This is a genomic window from Micrococcus sp. LASM2_SD2 (genome assembly GCF_057364565.1).
Genome location: NZ_JBNFOB010000018.1, coordinates 1 through 18,464, shown reverse-complemented (window position 1 = coordinate 18,464; position 18,464 = coordinate 1). Strand labels below are relative to the sequence as shown.

General features: G+C 71.9%; 16 protein-coding genes, 3 pseudogenes and 1 riboswitch. Of the genes and pseudogenes, 4 read left to right on the top strand and 15 right to left on the bottom strand.

Going from position 1 to position 18,464, the window contains the following annotated elements:
• Positions 1 to 137: 137 nt before the first annotated feature.
• Genes AC2W7A_RS02335 through AC2W7A_RS02325 form a run of 3 tightly spaced genes read right to left on the bottom strand, consistent with a single transcriptional unit; the run spans position 138 to position 3,255 of the window.
• A complete protein-coding gene (locus tag AC2W7A_RS02335) occupies positions 138 to 824 on the bottom strand; it encodes a cation efflux transmembrane domain-containing protein (protein ID WP_485989924.1) in 687 nt (228 codons plus the stop codon).
• Positions 821 to 1,876 (bottom strand): GNAT family N-acetyltransferase, encoded by a 1,056-nt coding sequence (locus tag AC2W7A_RS02330; RefSeq protein ID WP_485989923.1) that lies wholly within the window; start codon positions 1,874 to 1,876, stop codon positions 821 to 823. Before AC2W7A_RS02330 ends, AC2W7A_RS02335 begins: the two co-directional genes overlap by 4 nt.
• The gene (locus AC2W7A_RS02325) at positions 1,873 to 3,255 is read right to left on the bottom strand and encodes a glycine--tRNA ligase (RefSeq protein WP_485989921.1); all 1,383 of its coding nucleotides are present in this window, start codon (positions 3,253 to 3,255) and stop codon (positions 1,873 to 1,875) included. The genes AC2W7A_RS02330 and AC2W7A_RS02325 overlap by 4 nt, the downstream gene beginning before the upstream one ends.
• 146 nt (positions 3,256 to 3,401) lie before the next feature.
• Between AC2W7A_RS02325 and AC2W7A_RS02320 the strand changes: the two genes are divergently transcribed.
• Positions 3,402 to 3,632, top strand: a complete 231-nt coding sequence (locus AC2W7A_RS02320) for an RNA-binding S4 domain-containing protein (protein WP_485989920.1) — start codon at positions 3,402 to 3,404, stop codon at positions 3,630 to 3,632.
• A 26-nt stretch (positions 3,633 to 3,658) separates the two neighbouring features.
• Here AC2W7A_RS02320 and AC2W7A_RS02315 read toward each other — a convergent pair whose 3' ends face one another.
• On the bottom strand, positions 3,659 to 4,339 hold the full coding sequence (locus AC2W7A_RS02315; protein WP_485989919.1) for an alpha/beta hydrolase: 681 nt from the start codon (positions 4,337 to 4,339) through the stop codon (positions 3,659 to 3,661).
• 89 nt (positions 4,340 to 4,428) lie between these two features.
• Between AC2W7A_RS02315 and AC2W7A_RS02310 the strand changes: the two genes are divergently transcribed.
• Positions 4,429 to 5,313, top strand: coding sequence for an SGNH/GDSL hydrolase family protein (locus AC2W7A_RS02310; protein ID WP_485989918.1), 885 nt, complete (start codon positions 4,429 to 4,431; stop codon positions 5,311 to 5,313).
• A gap of 34 nt (positions 5,314 to 5,347) precedes the next feature.
• Here AC2W7A_RS02310 and AC2W7A_RS02305 read toward each other — a convergent pair whose 3' ends face one another.
• The 3 genes and pseudogenes from AC2W7A_RS02305 to AC2W7A_RS02295 all read right to left on the bottom strand — a co-directional run bounded on the left by AC2W7A_RS02305 (position 5,348) and on the right by AC2W7A_RS02295 (position 7,840).
• A complete protein-coding gene (locus AC2W7A_RS02305) occupies positions 5,348 to 5,677 on the bottom strand; it encodes a hypothetical protein (protein ID WP_485989917.1) in 330 nt (109 codons plus the stop codon).
• Complete coding sequence (locus AC2W7A_RS02300; protein ID WP_485989916.1) at positions 5,611 to 6,459, bottom strand: homoserine O-acetyltransferase family protein; 849 nt, start codon at positions 6,457 to 6,459, stop codon at positions 5,611 to 5,613. Before AC2W7A_RS02300 ends, AC2W7A_RS02305 begins: the two co-directional genes overlap by 67 nt.
• Positions 6,460 to 6,464: 5 nt before the next feature.
• A pseudogene (locus tag AC2W7A_RS02295) lies at positions 6,465 to 7,840 on the bottom strand (O-acetylhomoserine aminocarboxypropyltransferase/cysteine synthase family protein).
• A gap of 109 nt (positions 7,841 to 7,949) precedes the next feature.
• Positions 7,950 to 8,068, bottom strand: a riboswitch (SAM riboswitch).
• 140 nt (positions 8,069 to 8,208) lie between these two features.
• Here AC2W7A_RS02295 and AC2W7A_RS02290 point away from each other — a divergent pair.
• Entirely contained in the window at positions 8,209 to 8,862 is a 654-nt protein-coding gene (locus AC2W7A_RS02290) for a VOC family protein (RefSeq protein ID WP_485989915.1), read from the top strand.
• Between the two features lie 81 nt (positions 8,863 to 8,943).
• Here the strand turns inward: AC2W7A_RS02290 and AC2W7A_RS02285 are convergent.
• Positions 8,944 to 9,778 (bottom strand): annotated as a pseudogene (locus AC2W7A_RS02285) (CPBP family intramembrane glutamic endopeptidase).
• An 820-nt stretch (positions 9,779 to 10,598) separates the two neighbouring features.
• On the opposite strand from AC2W7A_RS02285, the gene AC2W7A_RS02280 reads away from it, so the two are divergent.
• The gene (locus AC2W7A_RS02280; protein WP_485989914.1) at positions 10,599 to 10,919 is read left to right on the top strand and encodes a hypothetical protein; all 321 of its coding nucleotides are present in this window, start codon (positions 10,599 to 10,601) and stop codon (positions 10,917 to 10,919) included.
• Positions 10,920 to 10,979: 60 nt separating this feature from the next.
• On the opposite strand, the pseudogene AC2W7A_RS02275 reads toward AC2W7A_RS02280, so the two are convergent.
• The 7 genes and pseudogenes from AC2W7A_RS02275 to AC2W7A_RS02245 all read right to left on the bottom strand — a co-directional run.
• Positions 10,980 to 12,198, bottom strand: a pseudogene (locus AC2W7A_RS02275) (glycine C-acetyltransferase).
• Positions 12,198 to 13,244: an L-threonine 3-dehydrogenase gene (gene tdh, locus AC2W7A_RS02270; protein WP_485989913.1), complete on the bottom strand. Its 1,047-nt coding sequence runs from the start codon at positions 13,242 to 13,244 to the stop codon at positions 12,198 to 12,200. The pseudogene AC2W7A_RS02275 and the gene tdh overlap by 1 nt, the downstream one beginning before the upstream one ends.
• 140 nt (positions 13,245 to 13,384) lie before the next feature.
• On the bottom strand, positions 13,385 to 13,756 hold the full coding sequence (locus AC2W7A_RS02265; protein ID WP_485989925.1) for a phosphotransferase: 372 nt from the start codon (positions 13,754 to 13,756) through the stop codon (positions 13,385 to 13,387).
• Positions 13,757 to 13,819: 63 nt separating this feature from the next.
• Positions 13,820 to 14,191, bottom strand: a complete 372-nt coding sequence (locus AC2W7A_RS02260; protein ID WP_485989912.1) for a Coenzyme F420 hydrogenase/dehydrogenase, beta subunit C-terminal domain — start codon at positions 14,189 to 14,191, stop codon at positions 13,820 to 13,822.
• A gap of 162 nt (positions 14,192 to 14,353) precedes the next feature.
• Complete coding sequence (gene gatB, locus AC2W7A_RS02255; protein WP_485989911.1) at positions 14,354 to 17,479, bottom strand: Asp-tRNA(Asn)/Glu-tRNA(Gln) amidotransferase subunit GatB; 3,126 nt, start codon at positions 17,477 to 17,479, stop codon at positions 14,354 to 14,356.
• Positions 17,476 to 17,772 carry an Asp-tRNA(Asn)/Glu-tRNA(Gln) amidotransferase subunit GatC gene (gatC, locus tag AC2W7A_RS02250; RefSeq protein WP_485989910.1) on the bottom strand — a complete coding sequence of 99 codons (297 nt, stop codon included), beginning with the start codon at positions 17,770 to 17,772 and terminating at the stop codon, positions 17,476 to 17,478. Before gatC ends, gatB begins: the two co-directional genes overlap by 4 nt.
• A 139-nt stretch (positions 17,773 to 17,911) precedes the next feature.
• On the bottom strand, positions 17,912 to 18,464 hold a 553-nt coding region (locus tag AC2W7A_RS02245), incomplete at its 5' end, for a GNAT family N-acetyltransferase (RefSeq protein ID WP_485989909.1).

Here is an 18,464-nt window from a genome sequence, read left to right as displayed (position 1 = left end):
GGCCGCCGCCGGCCTGCTGTGCACCGTGGCGCTGCGCGCCCGGACGCGGGCCTGAACCGCCGGCTGCCCACGGAGAGACGCAGCCGGCAGACGAGATGGCCGCACGAGCGCGCGGCCGCCGGAGGGGCCGGCGAGGCTCAGTCGTCGTCGAACTCGCCGGCGAGGGCCTTGGCGGCCAGCTGCTCCTCGGTGGCGGCCTCCCAGACCTCCTTGGCGGCGGAGCCGTTGAGGGCCACCAGCAGCAGGCCCACGATGATGTCCGCCCAGCCCGAGGCGGTCAGGGCGGTGGCGCCGGCCAGCGCGATGAGCACCACCCCGGCGATGAGGTCGTTGCGGGCGGCCAGCCAGGCGGCCCGGGTGAGGGAGCCGCCGTCGGAGCGGAAGCGGGACAGCAGCACCACGCAGACCAGGTTCACGCCGATCGCGCCGAGGGCCGTCCACAGCAGCGCGCCCACGGCGGGCGGCTCGGGGTCCCCCATCTTCACGACCGCCATGACCAGGGCCGCCAGGGCCGGCAGCACGATGATCACGGCCATCGCCTTGCCCACCAGGGCCCGCCGGGCCAGGGTCCAGCCGAGGGCGATGAAGATCAGCAGGTTGACGGCGAAGTCCTCGAAGAAGTCCACCGAGTCCGCCACCAGGGCCACGGAGCGGATGGACAGCGCCACCGCGATCTCCACCAGCATGTAGGCCAGGTTCAGCAGGGCGACCGTCAGCACGGTGGCCCGCAACGCGCGCACGCGCGCCGGGTCCTGGGCTGCGGCACCGGCCCCGTCAGTCCCGACGACGGCCGCAGCCTCCCGCATACGACCGGAGGAGGTCATGCGGTCGCCACCACGGAGGCGTCGGCCAGCACCTGGGCGTACCCGGCGGTGAGCAGGCCGTCCACGATCGGCGCCAGGGCCGTCATGGACTCGTCCACCTCGATCTGCACCGGATGCTGGGCCACCAGCAGGGCGAGCAGGTCGGCCACGGCCTGTTGCGCCTCGCCGTCCGGGAGCTCGGGGTCCCAGCCGAGCAGCACGTCCGCCGGGTCCTGCTGACGCTCGGCCGTGTAGGACACGGCGAAGGCACGGATGGCGCCGCCCTCGGCACCGGGCCGGTCCCGCAGGACGACCGCGCCGGCGGCTCCCGTGTCCGGGCCGAGCAGCATCTGCTGGGCCTGGCCAAGACTCATCTCCGATGGGTCCCAGTCATGCGTGCCGTTGTAGAAGGCGGCCACGGCGCGGGTGAGCTCCACGGAGCCCGTGGAGGACTCCTCGAGGGTCACCCCCTCCGGGGTCTCCTCGGTGCGCAGAGTCGGCAGGGCGACCGCGCGGGCGGCGACCGCCACCCGCCGGGAGCGCTGGATCGGGGCGAAGCCCTGGGCGGTGAGGAAGGCGCCGGTCGCCTCGGCCTGGGCCGCGCGTGCGGCGCGGGACTCGAGGTCGAGCTCGGGCAGCTCCTCACCCTCGGCCACCGTCCGGGTGTCCTCCGGGGCGAGGCCGAAGCGGGACTTGAGTGCCGTCGTCGGGACCTCGCCGGCGGCGTGCGCCGCCGCCACGATCTCCCGCAGGGACGCCACGAGGGCGGTGCCGATGCCGCGGCCGCGCTCGGAGGCGGCGGTCTCCACGTACAGCCAGAGACGCTGCGGGTGCAGCGAGGACGCGTAGACCACGGCGGCACCCACCGGGACCGCGTCGACCTCGGCCACCACGCAGCGGCGCCACGGGGTGTCCGAGGAGGGGGCCAGCATGGCGCGGTCCTGGTGCTGCTGGACGTCCACGGGGTCCCCGAAGACCTCGAGGAGCCGCAGGTCGTCGCCCTCCTCCCACGCCCGGAGGGTCAGGCCCTCCGGGGCGGGACGGGCGCTGCCGTTCTGCTGCGCGCCGGTCACTTGACCAGACGCTCCAGCAGGTAGGACCTCACCTGGGACAGGGCCACGCGCTCCTGCTGCATCGTGTCTCGCTCGCGGACGGTGACCGCCTGGTCCTCGAGGGTGTCGAAGTCCACGGTGATGCAGTACGGGGTGCCGATCTCGTCCTGGCGGCGGTAGCGGCGGCCGATGGCGCCGGCGTCGTCGTACTCGATGTTCCACAGGGCGCGCAGCTCGTCCGCGAGTCCCTGGGCGGCCGGCTGCAGGTCCGGCTTCTTGGACAGCGGCAGCACGGCGGCCTTGACCGGGGCCAGGCGCGGGTCCAGCTTCAGCACGGTGCGCACGTCCACGCCGCCCTTGGTGTTCGGGGCCTCGTCCTCCGCGTAGGCGTCCACGAGGAACGCCATCATGGCGCGGGTCAGACCGAAGGACGGCTCGATCACGTACGGGGTGTAGTGCTCGTTGTTGGCCTGGTCGAAGTACTGCATCTTCGTGCCGGAGTGCTCGGTGTGCTGGGACAGGTCGTAGTCCGTGCGGTTGGCGACGCCCATGAGCTCGCCCCAGCCCTCGCCGCCGCCGAAGCCGAAGCGGTACTCCAGGTCGATGGTGCCGTCCGAGTAGTGCGCGCGCTCCTCGGCCGGGACGTCGAAGCGGCGCATGTTGTCCGGGTCGAGCCCTAAGTCCACGAACCAGTTCCAGCAGTCCTCCACCCAGCGGTCGAAGTGCTCCTGGGCCTCGGCCGGCGGCACGAAGTACTCGATCTCCATCTGCTCGAACTCGCGGGTGCGGAAGATGAAGTTGCCGGGGGTGATCTCATTGCGGAACGCCTTGCCGACCTGGCCGATGCCGAACGGCGGCTTCTTGCGGGCGGCGTTCACCACGTTGAGGAAGTTCACGAAGATGCCCTGCGCCGTCTCCGGGCGCATGTAGTGCAGGCCCTCCTCATTGTCCACGGGGCCGAGGAAGGTCTTCATCAGGCCGGAGAACAGCTGCGGCTCGGTGAACTCGCCGCGGGTGCCGCAGTCCGGGCACACGATCTCCGCCATGGACTCCGCCTTGCGGCCCTTCTTCGCCTCGAAGGCCTCCTCCAGGTGGTCTTGGCGGTGGCGCTTGTGGCAGGAGGTGCACTCCACGAGCGGGTCGGTGAAGGTGTCCACGTGGCCGGAGGCCTTCCACACGTCCCGCGGCAGGATGATGGACGAGTCCAGGCCGACCATGTCCTCGCGGGAGCGCACGAAGGTCTTCCACCACTCGTTCTTGATGTTCTCCTTCAGCTCCACGCCCAGCGGCCCGTAGTCCCAGGCCGAGCGGGAACCGCCGTAGATCTCACCGGCCTGGAACACGAAGCCTCGGCGCTTGGCGAGGTTGATGACGTTGTCCAGCGGGGACTTGGCAGCCATGGGTGAGTGTCACTTCCGTCGTCTCGGGTGTGGGGCAGGCCGGCGCGGTACGCAGCTGCGTCGGCGGGAGGGGTCGAGGCGTCCGGGCACGGCCCGGGGACGCGCACGACTCGCGTGAGGCCAAGCCTACCGGGGACAATGGCCTCATGACTTCCGACGCACAACCCCTGCCCATCCGCGACGAGACCATCCGCCTCGGCCAGGCCCTCAAGCTCGCCTCGCTCGTGGAGGACGGCGCCATGGCGCGCGACGTGATCCAGGACGGCATGGTCACCGTCAACGGTGAGGTCCGCACCCAGCGCGGCGCCCAGCTGCACCATGGGGACGTGGTGGAGTTCAACGGGGAGTCCGTGGTGATCGAGGCGCCGCAGGGCTGACTGAAGCGCTCTCCCCGGCCTCGTTCTCAGCCCTTCGGCACCACCTGGGTCAGGTAGTCGCGCACGTGGCCGACCTCCTGCGGGTGGATCGCGTGGCCGAGGCCGGCGTAGACGATCTTGGTCATGTCCACGTGCCTGTTCAGCCAGCCGTGGGTGGCCTCCACGCGGGCCTCGGAGATGATCGGGTCCTCCTGGCCGCGTCCCCAGAAGACCTTGGGCTGGACCCGGGCGACCTCGTCGTCCCGGTCGAAGAGCGTGGCCAGCTCCGCCTCCTGACGCTCGGGGTCGGCCACGAAGCCGGACAGGCCCACGGTGCAGGCGTAGCCGGACGGATCCAGGCGCAGCAGGGACATGGCCATGGCCATGCCCTGGGAGAAGCCGAGCAGGGTCACGGTGGAGAAGTCGCCGCGGACGGACTCGACCCAGCTGTGCAGCGCCTCCACGGCGGCACGCACGGACGGCGCGTCGGATCCGATCTCCCCGGTGACCGGGTCCTGGGACAGCGGGAACCAGGCGAAGCCGCCCATGGGGATCCGCAGCGGAGCACGCACGGAGGCCACGGTGAAGTGCTCCGGCAACGCGGAGACGAGGCCGAACAGGTCGTTCTCGTCCGCACCGAAGCCGTGCAGCATCACCAGGAGGTGCTTGGTGCGCTCCCCCTCGGGGTGGGACCAGCGGACGGTGAACTCGGGGGTCTGAGCAGTCATGGCGTCCAGCGTATTCCGAGCAGCCCAAGCGGAACACGCCACTCCGCTTCCGTTGCAGTACGGGGTGTCTCTCCCCAGAATGGTGGACCGTGAGCACTCAGCAGACGGACTCCTCCGCACACCGCCTTCCCGACGACGGCCCCCGCACCTCTGACTCCGCCGTCACCCATCCGTGGCGCCGCTACGTCGCCCTCGGCGACTCCTTCACCGAGGGCATCGGAGACCCGGTCTCCGAGCGACCCGGCTACCACCGCGGCTGGGCCGACCGCGTGGCCGAGGAGCTTGCACGCCTCACTCCGGCGGGCGAGGACTTCGCCTACGCGAACCTCGCCGTGCGCGGCAAGCTCCTGGACCAGATCGCCGCCGACCAGATCGACCCGGCTCTCGCCCTCCGCCCTGATCTGATCAGCATCTGCGCCGGCGGCAACGACATCCTGCGCCGCGCGGACCCGGACGACGTCGCCACCCGACTGGACGCCGCCGTCGAACGGCTGGCCGCCTCCGGTGCCACCGTGATCCTGTTCAACGTCACGGACATCAAGGAGACCCCGGTGCTCGGCCGCATCCGCGGCAAGGTCGCGATCTTCAACGAGAACATCCGCACCATCGCTGCCCGGCACGACGCCCTGGTGCCGGACATGTGGTCCCTGAAGGTCCTCTCCCGGCCGGAGATGTGGGCGGAGGACCGCCTGCACTTCTCCCCCACCGGGCACCACACCATCGCCGCGATGGTGCTGGAGACCCTCAACGTGGAGCACGAGCTCGAGCCGTTCGTACCCAAGCCGCTGCCGCCGCGGACCTGGCGTCATGCCCGCGCGGAGGACGTCGTGTGGGCCCGCACGCACCTGGTCCCGTGGGTGATCCGTCGCATCAAGGGCATCTCGTCCGGCGACGGCATCAGCGCCAAGCGCCCGGACGCGGCACCGATGTTCGGCACGGACATGCCGCACGGTTCGGACTACACGGAGGACTGACCGCCCGCGGAGCCGGCGTTGCCCGGCTCCGCGTTCACAGCCGGAGCTCCTCCTTCAGCTGCTCGGCCACCTGCCCGTAGTGGACCAGGAAACCGTCATGGCCGAGCGGCGAGTCGATCATGTGCACAGTGGGGCGTGCCGGCAGCAGTGCAGCCAGTTCGTGGGACTCGGACGGCAGGTAGAGCCGGTCCGACTCCACGGCCGCCACGAAGGCCCGTCCTGTGAAGCGTGCCAGCGCGGCGGCCGCTCCGCCGCGTCCTCGGCCGACGTCGTGGCTCATGAGCGCCTCGGTGATGGTCAGGTAGGCGTTGGCGTCGAACCGGCCGACGAGCTTCGAAGCCTGATGGTCCAGGTAGGACTCCACCTGGTAGCGGCCGATCCGCTCCCCGCGGGGTGCCGAACGGGTTCTCGTCGCCCTGGTGGCCGCGCGAACCGCACCGCCAGCTCCTCGGCGCTGCGGTAGGTGATGTGGGCGATCCTGCGGGCGATGCCGAGGCCGGCCTCCGGCTGCGGGCCGCCGTAGTAGTCGCCGCCGTTGAACTGCGGGTCCAGGCGGATGGCCTGCGTCTGGGACTGTGCGAAGGCGATCTGCTCGGCGCTGGAGTGCGCCGTGGAGGCCAGCACGCCCACGCCGGCCACCCGATCCGGCAGGCTCACCGCCCATTCCAGGGCTCGGGCGCCGCCCATCGACCCGCCGATCGCCGCGTGCCAGCGAGCGATGCCCAGGTGGTCCGCCAGTCGGGCCTCCACCCCCACGGCGTCCCGCAGGGTGATGAAGGGGAAGCGCGAACCCCACGGCCTGCCGTCCGGGGCCGGGCTGGCCGGGCCGGTGGAGCCGGAGCAGCCGCCCACGATGTTCGGGGCCACCACGAACCAGCGGTCCGTGTCCACGGCGCACCCCGGCCCGACGAGCTCGTCCCACCAGCCCGGGGACGGGTCCTCCGTGTGGGCCGCCACGTGGGTGTCACCGGTGAGTGCATGCAGCACGAGCACCGCATTGGTGCCGTCCGCGTTCAGCGTCCCCCAGGTCTCATAGGCCAGCTCCACCTCCGGCAGATGCCCCCCGGTCTCCGTGTCCAGTGGCCCCACGGACAGCCGATGCAGCCCGCCCTCCGGCAGGTCCGTGCGGGTGTTCCTGACGTCCACTGCCGTCACCGGACCTCCCCTGCGGAGGCGACCGGGCCGTCGTCGTGCTTCACGGCGCCGGAGGCGGCGGCGAAGCCGACCTCGAGGTCCGCCAGGATGTCCTCGATGCTCTCCAGGCCCACGGACAGGCGGACCAGGCCCGGGGTGACACCGGTGGCGCGCTGCTCCTCCGCGGTGAGCTGGGAGTGGGTGGTGGAGGCCGGGTGGATCACCAGCGAGCGGACGTCGCCCACGTTGGCCACATGGTGGTGCAGCCGCAGGGCGTCCACGAAGGCGGCACCGGCCTCGCGGCCGCCGGCGATCTCGAAGGACACGATCGCCCCGGCGCCCTTCGGGAACAGCTCCTGCGCCCGGGCGTGCCACGGGCTCGAGGCGTGGTCCGGGTGCACCACGGACTCCACCTGCGCGTGCCCGTCCAGGAACTCCAGCACCCGGCGGGCGTTGGCCACATGCCGCTCCATGCGCAGGGAGAGGGTCTCCAGGCCGAGGTTCACCAGGAAGGCGTTGAACGGGGAGAGCGCCGAGCCGTAGTCCCGCAGCAGCTGCACCCGCGCCTTGAGGATGTAGGAGAGGTTCACCCCGAAGGCGCCGTCCGCACCGAGGTCCCTGGCGTAGACGAGGCCGTGGTAGGACTCGTCCGGCTCGGTGAAGCCCGGGAAGCGGTCCGGGTGCGCACCGTAGTCGAAGGAGCCGGCGTCCACGATCACGCCGGCCATCGCGGCCGCGTGCCCGCCGAGGTACTTCGTGGCCGAGTGCGTGACCACGTCCGCGCCGTGCTCGATCGGCCGGAACAGGGAGGGCGAGGCCAGGGTGTTGTCCACGATCAGCGGCACGCCGGCCTCGTGGGCCACGGCCGAGACCCCGGCGACGTCCAGGATGTCCCCGCGCGGTTGCCGAGGGACTCGCCGAAGAACGCCTTCGTCTCCGGGCGGACGGCGGCCCGCCACTGCTCGAGGTCGTCCGGGTCCTGCACGAACGTGGTCTGCACGCCGACCTTCGCCAGGGTGTGCTTGAACAGGTTCTGCGTGCCGCCGTAGAGGGAGGTGGAGACCACCACGTGGTCCCCGGCGCCGGCGAGGTTGAGGATCGCGAAGGTGGTGGCGGACTGGCCGGAGGACAGCAGCAGGGCGCCCACGCCGCCTTCGAGCGCGGCGATCTTCTTCTCCACCGCCTCCTGCGTGGGGTTGCCGATGCGGGTGTAGAGCGGGTCCAGGTCGGCGAGCGCGAATCGGTCCGCGGCCACCTGGGAGCTCGGAAAGTCGAAGCTGGTGGTCTGCACGATCGGCAGGGCGGTGGCCCCGTGGGCGTGGGGCTGCTCGGCGCCGGCGTGGATCTGGCGGGTCTCGAAGCCCCAGTCGGTGGTGTTCGGCTCGGTGCTCATGGCTGACTCCTGCTGGTCTCAGGGTCGGCCATGCCCCCGCGCCGTGGGCCGCCGCGGACCGGCAGGGTCCACGGCTCTCGCACGCCCGTGCGGGAGCGGGCGCATGACGCGACCGCGCTTGCCGTGCCTCCGATGTGGGGCCGGCCTGGTCGTCACCCGGGGCACCCCGCCGCGGTGGGGAGGGTTGCCGGCCAGCATGCCGGGGCACTGGTGCTGACTCTCGTGACCGTGACGCCAGTCTGACACCGTTCTGCCTGGACCGCACGCCAGACCGTCATGGATTTCATGTCCCGCGTCACACAGGGCTAGCCTGAGCCTCACGACAGCCCGGCTGACATCCCCCCGGGCCGACGAGAGGACGATTCTTCGTGAGCACCATCCGCCTGGACCATGTGTCCTACGCCGCCGGACCCGAGGGCCTCGACGCCACCGTGGAGCGGATCTCCGACGCGCTGGGCATCGAACGCGTCAAGGGCGGCGTCCACCCCCGCTTCGGCACCCGCAACGTCCTGTTCCCCATGGCACGGCGCCAGTACCTGGAGGTCGTGGAGGTCCTGGACCACCCCGCCTCCGCGAACGCCCCGTTCGGCCAGGCCGTGCGCGCCCGCTCCGAGCAGGGCGGCGGCTGGATGGGCTGGGTCGTGGCCGCGGACGACCTGTCCGGCTTCGAGGAGCGCCTCGGCCGCTCCTCCGTCCCGGGCAACCGCAAGTTCCCGGACGGCCGGGAGCTGACCTGGCAGCAGATCGGCCTCAAGGGCCTGATCGCGGACCCGCAGGTCCCCTACCTGGTCTGCTGGGACGAGGGCACCGAGGACCTCCACCCGTCCCTGGCCGCACCGGCCGAGGCGTCGATCTCCGGGCTGACGCTGGCGGGCTCCCGTGAGCGCGTCCGCTCCTGGCTCGGCCTGGACGACCCGTCCCAGACCGTCGAGGATCTCAACATCGAGTACGCCGCGCCCTCCGGCACCCCCGGCCTGCTCACCGTGACCTTCGAGACCCCGAAGGGCACCGTCAGCCTCTGACGCGCCCCTTCCCGACGACGGCCCCGCACCTGGACGGTGCGGGGCCGCGTGCGCCCGTGGCCGGCTGAGACGGGCTGCGGGTCACCCCCCGAACCAGCCGAGCCGGGCCAGCAGCGGATAGGCCACGAACCCGGTGACGTCCAGCAGCAGGTGTGCGACCACCAACGGCATGACCCGCCGGTAGCGCAGGTAGACGAGCACGAACACCACGCCCATCACGGCGTTGCCCAGGCCCGGTCCGACGCCCTGGTACAGGTGGTAGGCGGCCCGCAGGACGGCCAGGGCCAGCACGAGCGTGGTCACACGGACCGGCAGGAAGGCCCCGGTGCCCGTGGTCCGCGGGGCCGGCAGCACCGGTGACCGCTCTCCCGTCAGGCCGGCGGAGCGTAGCTGCTGCAGGTAGGACAGCCGGTCCACCAGCCAGGCCACCACGATCACCTCCTCCACCAGCGCGTGCCGCAGCGCGGAGAGCACCAGCACCGGCACGGTGTACCAGGCCTCGTCCATGGCCGAGCCGACGATCGCCGTGGTGAGCCCGAGCGCCCGGCCTCCGGCGTAGACGGCCAGCGTGCCCAGCCCCATCGCCAGGAAGAGCAGCGTGCCCCAGCCGAGGTCGACGCGGCCGGCGCAGGTCCAGCCCGAAGGTGCGGAACGGGTTCCGACCCCGCAGCCACACCAGGTGCAGCACGAGCACCACCGGCACCAGGGCGAAGCCGATGTTCAGCAGCTGGTAGAGCAGGTCGAACACCCAGCGGCTATTGAGCACCGGGTTCAGGACGGTGGTCTGCTCCTGCAGCGGCCCCTGGGTTAGCTTGTCCACCAGCTGCACCACGGCGTAGACGGCCGACTTGCCGAGGGAGAGCCCGAGGACGATCGCGACCTCCCAGCGGACGGTGCGCGCCGAGGGGGCGGGCAGCGCACCGCAGGTGCGTGCCGTCGTCGGGGTCTGACTGTCCTGGGAGGACTCTGCGGAAGTGCTCACGTGCGCAGTGTAGATCCGGCCGCCGGGGTTACCGTTGGAGTCATGGCGTCTGATCCCCTTCCCTCAGAGATCGGGCTTGCGCGCAGCTGCGCGGACCGGCTGCTCCCCCACGTGGACGCCGGCACGGCGGCACAGCTGGCCGAGGCGGACTGGCGGGCCGGACACGTGGAGGAGTCCGGGCAGTTCCACCGGGTGCTGGTGCTGCCGGACGTGGCGGTGCTGCGCATGACGCGCATGGCCGAGGCCGGTGCCGCCCCGGGCACCTGCTGGGCGCCGGACGACTCCCCCGCCTTCCACCTGCCCCGGCGCATGCGGCTGCTGGAGGTTCTGGCGGAGCGGGGCCTGCCGTTCGCGGTGCCGGCCCCGCTGTCCGAGGTGTGGCACGCCGAGACGGACGCGGGCATGCCGTTGACCGCCGCCGTGCTCCAGCCGTATCTGCCCGGGCAGCCGCACCCGCCGCACGAGGGAGACCCCGCCGCCCTGCGCGCGATCGTGGACGTCCTGGACACGGTGGACATGCAGGCCGAGGACGTCGCCGCCGGCCTCGGCTCGGCGTGGGCCTTCCGCGGCCCGTGGACGGACGCCCGGATCGAGTCGCTGCTGCGCCTGGCCGAGGCGCTGCCGGCCGAGCACGCCCCGGCCCTGCCGGCGGACTGGGAGACGGCGGTGGAGCGGATCGCCGCGACGGCCCGCGCCTGGTCCTTTTGTCCCGCCGTGGCCCGCGGCTGGTCCACGGGGATCTGGCCGGCACAACATGCGCTGGCGGCCCGTGCCGGGGCCGGGCGCCGAGGTCACGTGGACGCTCGCCGGCGTGCTGGACTGGGACCTGGCGCATGCCGGCGACCCGGCCCGGAACGTCGCGGACCTGGCGATCTGGCACGGGCAGGACCTGATCGACGCGATCGCGCGGGACCCGGACGAAGCCGACCGCGCCCGTGTGTGGCTGGGCAACGCCGCGCTCGAGGCCCTGGACGACGCCCGAGCGCGGCAGGAGATCACGGGCCGCCCGCTGCGCTGGGGCAAGCTGCTACGGAAGGTCCTGCCGCGCCTCGAGCGGGCGATGGCGGCGTTCTGACGGTGCCCGGCTGCCCCCCAGACGTTTTCGCTGGCAAAACGGGAGGCGGCCAGCCAACCGTCAGCCCTGCACGGCGGCGCGGGCCTTCACGAAGGCCTGCACGGCGTCCTCCACGTCCTGTTCGGAGTGGGCCGCGGAGAGCTGCACGCGGATGCGGGCCGCCCCCTTCGGCACCACCGGGTAGGAGAACGCGGTGACGTACACGCCCTGCTCCAGCATGGCGTCGGCCACGCGGGCGGCCAGGGCGGCGTCGCCGAACATCACGGGGATGATGGCGTGCTCGCCCTCGAGCAGCTCGAAGCCCTCCTCGGTCATGCGGCGGCGGAACAGCGCGGCGTTGTCGAAGAGCGTCTTGCGCAGGGCCGCGGAGCCCTCCACGAGGTCCAGGGCGGTGAGGGTGGCGGCCACGATCGTCGGGGCCACGGAGTTGGAGAACAGGTACGGGCGGCCACGCTGGCGCAGCACCTCCACAATCTCCTTCCGGCCGGCCACGTAGCCGCCGGAGGCACCGCCGAGGGCCTTGCCGAAGGTGCCGGTGTAGATGTCCACGCGATCGGACACCCCGGCGTGCTCGGGGGTGCCGGCGCCGGTGTCCCCCATGAAGCCGACGGCGTGGGAGTCATCGACCATCACCAGGGCGCCGTACTCGTCGGCGAGGTCGCAGATCTCGGCCAGCGGGGCGAGGTAGCCGTCCATGGAGAAGACGCCGTCGGTGACGATCACGGTGCGGCGGGCGCCGGCGCCTCGTTGAGCTCCTTGGTGGCCTCGAGCTGGGCGCGCAGGTCCTCCATGTCCCGGTTGGCGTAGCGGAAGCGGTTCGCCTTGGACAGGCGGACGCCGTCGATGATCGAGGCGTGGTTGAGCGCGTCCGAGATGATGGCGTCCTCACGGCCGAAGAGCGGCTCGAACACGGCACCGTTGGCGTCGAAGCAGCTGGAGAACAGGATGGTGTCCTCGGTGCCGAGGAACGCGGACAGGCGCTGCTCGAGCTGCACGTGCAGGTCCTGGGTGCCGCAGATAAAGCGGACGGAGGCCATGCCGAAGCCGCGCTCGTCCAGGGCCTTCTTGGCGGCATCGATCAGCCGCTCGTCGTCGGCCAGGCCGAGGTAGTTGTTGGCGCAGAAGTTCAGCACCGGCTTCGGTGCGGCGTCCTCGGCGCGGCCGGAGTGGCCCGCACATGGGCGGACTGCGGGGTGGTGATGGCCCGCTCGTGCTTGTAGAGGCCGGACTCACGGAGCTCGTTGAGCTCGGCGGCCAGCTGGTCCTTGAATGCGTACATCAGAGGTTCCTCCAGTCCAGGACGATCTTTCCGGTGGCGCCGGCACGGGCGGCGTCGAAGCCGCGCTGCCAGTCGTGGGCGGGGATGACGTCGGTGACGACCGACTCGATCTGCTTCAGCAGGGCGGGGTTCGACTGCAGCATCGCGGACATGGCGTACCAGGTCTCGAACATCTCGCGGCCGTAGATGCCCTTGATGGTGATCATGTGGGTGACCACGGACTGCCAGTCGATGGCGATCTCCTCGCTGGGCAGGCCGAGCAGGGCGATCTTGCCGCCGTGGTTCATGTTGGCCACCATCTCCTGCAGGGCGGAGGCGCGGCCGGACATCTCGAGCCCGACGTCGAAGCCCTCGTCCATGCGGAGCTCGGCCTGGGCGTCCTTGATGCGGGTCGCGGAGACGTCGATCGCGGCGTCCGCGCCCATCGTTCTGGCGAGCTCGAGTCGTTCGGGGGAGACGTCGGTGATGGCGATGCGGCGGGCACCGGCGTGGCGGGCGATGCCGATGGCCATCAGGCCGATGGGGCCGGCGCCGGTGATGAGCACGTCCTCGCCGACCAGCGGGAAGGACAGGGCGGTGTGCACGGCGTTGCCGAGCGGGTCGAAGATCGCGCCGACCTCCGGGGTGATCGCCTCGTCCTTGTGCTGCCACACGTTGGACTCGGGGATGACCACGTACTCGGCGAAGGCGCCGTCGCGCTGCACGCCCACGGAGACGGTGTTGATGCACATCTGGCGGCGTCCGGCCCGGCAGTTGCGGCACATGCCGCAGACCACGTGGCCCTCGCCGGAGACCCGCTGGCCGACCTCCACGTGCTCCACCATGTCCCCGACCTCCACGACCTCGCCGTAGAACTCGTGGCCCGGGACCATGGGTGCCTGGATCATGGCCTGCGCGGCCGCGTCATAGGCCTCGATGTGCAGGTCGGTGCCGCAGATGCCGGTGGTGTGCACGCGGATCTTCACGTCGTGGGGGCCGCACTCGGGCTCCGGGCGGTCGGTGAACTCGAAACCGGCGTGGGGGCCGGACTTGTACAGGGCCTTCATGGGTGTGGGGCTCTCCTGAGGACGTCGGTGGTCGGAGCCGGCGCGGGGGTGGTGCGGCGGCTGCGGTGCTCCGGGCGTGACATCGGTGGCACGCCACCCCTGAGGGTACTTCCCCGCGACCGCTGTGCCGAGCCGGCCCGTTATGCCAGGGCGGCCGCCAGCAGTCGGCGGCCCCGGCCCTCGTCCCTGCCGTCTCCGTCCGCCGTGAGGAGGATGAGGGCGTAGCGCACGGCCCAGGCACGGGCATGCAACGGGTCGGAGCGTTCCAGGCCATAGGCGTTCCAGAGTCGTGGCAGGGCCACGGCCGTGCAGTGCTCCCAGGCCCAGCCGAGGTCGCTCGCGGGGTCTCCGGCGGTGAGGTCTCCCCAGTCCACCAGCACGGGTCCGTCCGGGCCGAGGACGGTGTTGCCGGTGTGCGGGTCTCCGTGGACCCAGACCGCCGGCCCGCCGTGGGCGGGCACCTCCAGCCCCTCCTTCACGACGACGGCCGCCGCCTCCGCCTGTCCCCTCACCAAGACGCCGGTCTGCCTCGCGGCGACGATGCGCGGCAGCCAGAGAGCTCACGCTCGAGCAGTTCAATGGCGATCCGACGCCTGCGCGGAGCGCACGACGGCCACGTTCGCCCCGTCCGGATCGCCGGCGTAGTCCGGAAGCCAGGCGTCGCCGAAGGCGAGGTCCGCGGTCTCGTTCATGACGTCGTCGCACCAGTCGCAGGCGGGGTACTCGGACAGGCCCACGCCCCAGTCGGAGACCGCCAGGGTGTTGTTCACGGCGCTGCGCGTGGCGCCCTCGCGGTCGGTGACCCCCACCGCGTAGGCATCCGCCCTGGTGGACGTCTTCTTCCTGAAGTCGGTCGCCGCCAGGTCGCCCGGTGCGATGCCCTGCTCCAGCAGGACCCGAGCCGTCCCCATCTGCTGCTCGCGTCCCCGGACACCCGGGGTTCCCATGAAGACGCTCGCCGTTCCGCTCGGCACCTCGTCCGCCTTGTCTCCTCCATGACTCTCCTGTGCGCACGCCGAGGAATCCTGCAGACAGGAGGACAAGGCGCCACGGCATGACAGAGGGGCCGCCCGAACGGGCGGCCCCTCCACGCGGCGGGCGAGCTCGGGTCAGCCGACCCCGAGGCGCTCCATGACGATCGCCCGCACGCGGCCGGCGTCGGCCTGGCCGCGGGTGGCCTTCATGACGGGTCCGATGAGGGCGCCGATGGCCTGCATCTTGCCGCCCTTGATCTTCTCCACCACGTCCGGGTTGTCCGCGATGGCGGCGTCGACGGCCTCGGTGAGGGCGCCGTCGTCGGACACCACGGCCAGGCCCCTGGCCTCGACGATCTGCTTCGGGGTGCCCTCGCCGTCGGCCACGAAGCCGAGGACCTGCTTGGCGATCTTGTCGTTGATGGTCTTGGCGGCGATCAGCTCCTCGACCTCCACCACGTGGGCCGGCTCCACACCGAGCGCGGAGACCTCGACCTCGCGGACGTTGGCCAGGCGGGCGATCTCGCCCATCCACCACTTGCGGGCGGCCGCCGGGGTGGCGCCGGCCTCCACGGTGGCCGCGATCTCGCCGTCCACGCCGGCGTTGACCACGTCGCGGAACTCCTCGTCGGAGAAGCCCCACTCGGCCTTGAGGCGCTTGCGGCGCACCGCCGGCAGCTCGGGCAACTCGGCCCGGACGCGCTCGACCCACTCGCGGTCCACGACGACCGGCACGAGGTCCGGCTCCGGGAAGTAGCGGTAGTCGTCCGCATCGGACTTCGGTCGGCCCGAGGTGGTGGTGCGGGTGTCCTCGTGCCAGTGGCGGGTCTCCTGTGTGACCGTGCCCCCGGCGGCGAGCAGGGCGGCCTGGCGCTGGATCTCGTGCTGCACGGCGTGCTGGACGGCACGGGTGGAGTTCACGTTCTTGGTCTCGGTGCGGGTGCCGAAGGTGTCCGAGCCCTTGGGCATCAGGGACACGTTGGCGTCGCAGCGGACGTTGCCGTGCTCCATCCGTGCATCGGAGATGTCGATCGCCTTGACGATGTCCCGGATGGCGGTCACATAGGCACGGGCCAGCTCCGGGGCGCGGTCCCCGGCGCCGACGATCGGCTTGGTGACGATCTCGATCAGCGGCACGCCGGCGCGGTTGTAGTCCACCAGGGAGGCGGAGGCGCCCTGGATGCGGCCGGAGCCGCCCTGGTGGGTGAGCTTGCCGGCGTCGTCCTCGAGGTGGGCGCGCTCGATCTCCACGCGGAAGACCTCGCCGTCTTCCAGCTCCACGTCGAGGTGGCCGTCGAACACGATCGGCTCGTCGTACTGGGAGGTCTGGAAGTTCTTCGGGGTGTCCGGGTAGAAGTAGTTCTTCCGGGCGAAGCGGCAGGACTCGGCGACCTGCGCGTCCAGCGCCACGCCGAGGCGGATCGCGTACTCCACGGCCTCCCTGTTCACCACCGGCAGGGTGCCCGGCAGGCCGAGGTCCAGGGCGGTGACGTTGGTGTTCGGCTCGTCGCCGAAGGCGTTGGGGGCCGAGGAGAAGATCTTGGACCTCGTGTTCAGCTCCACGTGCACCTCGAACCCGAGCACCGGGTCAAACTGCTCCATGGCCTGGCCGAAGTCCATCACGTCGTTCGAGCTCACTGCTGGCCTCCTGCGGTCGGAGCGGCGGCGCGCTCGGCGCCCTTGACGAGGTCCGGGGCCTGCGCCCAGACCGGGGGTGCCGCGGCGCCCGTCCAGGAGCGCCTCCACGGCGGCGCCCACCGAGTACAGGCGGGCGTCCTCACGGGCCGGAGCCATGAGCTGCAGGCCGTACGGCAGGCCGTCCACGGTGCCGCCCGGCACGGAGAGGCCGGGGACGCCGGCGAGGTTGGCCGGGATGGTGGCGATGTCGTTGAGGTACATCGTCATCGGGTCCTTGGTCTGCGCGCCGAGCTCGAACGCCGGGGTGGGCGCGGTCGGGGTGAGCAGCACGTCCACCTTCTCGAACGCGGCGGCGAAGTCCTCCTGCACCAGGGTGCGGACCTTCTGCGCCGAGCCGTAGTAGGCGTCGTAGTAGCCGGCGGACAGGGCGTAGGTGCCCAGGATGATGCGGCGCTTCACCTCGGGGCCGAAGCCGGCCTCGCGGGTTGCGCCCATGACCTGCTCGATCGTGCCGCCCCCGGCGGGGACCACGCGGTTGCCGTAGCGCACGCCGTCGTAGCGGGCCAGGTTGGAGGACGCCTCGGACGGCATAATCAGGTAGTACGCGGCGAGCGCGGCGTCGAAGTGCGGGCAGGAGACCTCCACGATCTCCGCGCCGGCGGCACGCAGCGCCTCCACGTCCGCGTCGAAGGCGGCCTTCACGCCGGCGTCGAAGCCTTCGGTGGACTGGTCCGCGATGACGCCGACCTTGAGGCCGGTGAGGTCGCGGTTGCCGGCGGCGGAGACGAGGTCGGCCGGCTCGTCCGGCAGCGAGGTGGAGTCACGACGGTCGTGGCCGCCGATGACCTGCTGCAGGGCGGCGGCGTCCGCCACGGTGCGGGCGGCCGGGCCCACCTGGTCCAGGGAGGAGGCCATGGCGATCACGCCGTAGCGGGACACGGCGCCGTAGGTCGGCTTCATGCCCACGGTGCCGGTGAACGCGGCGGGCTCGCGGATGGAGCCGCCGGTGTCCGAACCGAGGGCGAACGGGGCCAGGAATCCGGCCACCGCGGCGGCGGAGCCGCCGCCGGAGCCGCCGGGCACGCGGTCCGGGTCCCACGGGTTGCGGGTGACGCCGAACACGGAGTGCTCGGTGGAGCCGCCCATGGCGAACTCGTCCATGTTGGTCTTGCCGAGGATCGGCAGCCTCGCCTCACGGATGCGCTCGATCACGTGCGCGTCGTAGGGGCTCATCCAGCCGTCCAGCATCTTCGAGGCCGCGGTGGTGGGCTGCCCCACGGTCACGATGTTGTCCTTGACGGCCACGGGCACGCCGGCCAGCGGGTGCAGCGCCTCGGCCTCGGGGCCGCCGGCGGCGCGGATCGCATCCACCTCGGCGGCCACGGCGAGCGCCTCCTCGGTGTTCACGTGGAGGTAGGCGCGCACGCCGCGGTCGCTGGCGGCGTCGGCGCGGGGGTCGCCGTCGAACTCGGCGATGCGGTCCAGGTGGGCCTGCACGAGCTCCACAGAGGTGGTGGTGCCGGCGGCGAGGCGCTCGGCCATCTGCAAGGCGGTGAGGCGGACGAGCTGGTCGGCGGTCAGCTCGGCGTTTACGTCGAAGGTCTCGGTCACGGCTGCGATCACTCTCCGTCCAGGATCGCGGGGACCTTGAACTGGCCGTCCTCGGAGTCCGGCGCTTGGTCCAGGGCCTGCTCGCGGGTCAGCGTGTCCCGCGGCTCGTCCTCACGGAAGACGTTGGTCAGCGGGATGGGGTGGGAGGTCGGCACGACGTCCTCGCCGGCCACCTCCTGCACCTGGGAGATGGAGTCCAGGATGAGGCCCAGCTCGCCGGACAGTGTGTCCAGCTCCTGCTCGCCCATCCTGATGTGGGCCAGGCGGGCCAGATGGGCCACCTGGTCTCGAGTGATCTCAGCCATGGATCTCCTCGGTCGTCGGTCGGCGGTCTCCCGCCCGTCGGCGCGCACGGAGGTCCGGCCTGCGGACGGGGCGGGGTCTGCGCCCGAGTCTAGTCGTTCGGCCGGGGCCGCCGGTGCCCGGCCTCTCCCGGGCGCCGGCTCACGACTGCTCGGCCTCCAGCGGCATCCGGTACACGGGGAACGGGCCCTTGTCCTTGTGCAGAGGGATCCCGGGGATCATCTCGGAGAGCATCCAGTCCCGGCTCGGCACGTGCTCGAAGCCGTAGGAGGCGTAGAGGCGGTGGGCCCCGCGCATGGAGAGCAGGGAGGAGAGCACCACGGCGCGCACCCCCGCGGTGGCCCGCGCCCGCTCGATCACCGCGTCCACCAGGGCACGGGCGATGCCGCGGCGGTGGTGGTCCGGGTGCACGGCGAGCATGCGGAACTCGTACTCGTCCGGGTAGGCGACCTCCGCCCACGGGTGTCCGTGAGGGGCCAGCACCACGGAGCCGGCCACCACCGGGTGGCCGTCCGGGCCTGGGACCTCGGCCACCAGCACCTCGGCCTCGGCGGCGCGGGTGGCCACGTCCTGCAGCTTGGGTAGGTAGCCGTCGTCCGGCTTCACGTGCCCGCCGCGGACGTAGGCGGCCTCGGTCAACGCGGCCACCGCCGCGTGGTCGCCTGCGGCGATCGGACGCACGACGACGGCCGCT